The organism is Mesorhizobium sp. M7A.F.Ca.US.005.03.2.1, assembly GCF_003997795.1.
Lineage (GTDB): Bacteria > Pseudomonadota > Alphaproteobacteria > Rhizobiales > Rhizobiaceae > Mesorhizobium > Mesorhizobium ciceri.
Genome location: NZ_RZRP01001351.1, coordinates 1 through 1,009 on the forward strand (window position 1 = coordinate 1; position 1,009 = coordinate 1,009).

The 1,009-nt window shown below is 64.4% G+C and carries 1 protein-coding gene and 1 pseudogene; both read right to left on the bottom strand.

The annotated features are described in order from the left end of the window. Positions 1-52: 52 nt before the first annotated feature. Positions 53-739, bottom strand: coding sequence for a conjugal transfer protein TrbF (gene trbF / locus EN991_RS37680; RefSeq protein WP_127370603.1), 687 nt, complete (start codon positions 737-739; stop codon positions 53-55). After that, positions 736-1,009 (bottom strand): annotated as a pseudogene (locus tag EN991_RS40515) (P-type conjugative transfer protein TrbL); the annotation flags it as partial. The pseudogene EN991_RS40515 and the gene trbF, both read right to left, overlap by 4 nt.

Genomic DNA, 1,009 nt, shown 5'->3' on the forward strand with positions numbered 1-1,009 from the left:
GTGATGTCGCGGGCGGTCCGTCTCGTCGTCTTGCGCGTTCGTGCCGCGGACATCATGAAAGCTCCTTCGACCAATTGATGGCGTTGACGTAAACGCCGAGCGGATTCGCCTTCAGCCGGTCGGCGTCGCGGGGTTGCTGAATGACGATGGTGATTATGGCGGTCCAGCGCTCGGTGCTCGCCAGGCTGCCGTTCTCGTAGCGACGCTCGGTCCAGGCGACGCGGAACGAGTCCGGGGAAGCCCGGATGACGCTGGAGACCTCGACCGCGATCTGTATCTTGCCGACCTTGGCAAAAGGATCGTTCAGGCGCGCGTAGTCGTTGAGAGAGACGGCGCCGCGATCGGTCGTGTAGTCGTAGGCGCGCAACCAGTTCTGGCGGACGATGACCGGATCGTCCGGAATGCTTCTCACCTCTTCGATGAAGCGGGCGAGATGCCATGCGGTCTGCGGATCGGTCGGATGATAATCGGCAACAGCCGGAGCGATGGCCTGCGCCTCGCCGAGCTTGTCGACCTGAACGATCCAAGGGACCACCGACCCGCGCGTCGACTGCCAGACCAAGGCCGAAGCGAAACCGCCGGCCAGGACGAGTGAGCCGAAGGCCATCAGCCGCCAATTCTTTGCTTGTACACGGGCTGAACCGATGCGGTCATCCCAGACCTGGGCGGCACGCTGATATGGCGTCTCCGGCTGCGGTGTTGTTCCGTACCGAACGGAAGATCGTCTGAAGAGGTTCATCGGCGTTCGTCCTGACTGAGGGAAACATTCATCGAGCCACCGCCATGGTCGCCGGAGCGGAGGGAATGCGCGGCCATGCTGGCCCCATGGCTCATGGTCTGGCCGCGCTTCATGCGGTTGGCCCATTCCGGCGGAGATCCCGCACCGGCCTCACCGCCTGAACTACGCCCAGAAGCCGCTACTCCCGATGGCTGCTCCCCACCGGTCGCAGTCCATGCGGCCGAGCGGCCGGCCTGCTGGCTGAAAGACAGGGCTGACGCCGCGCGCGAT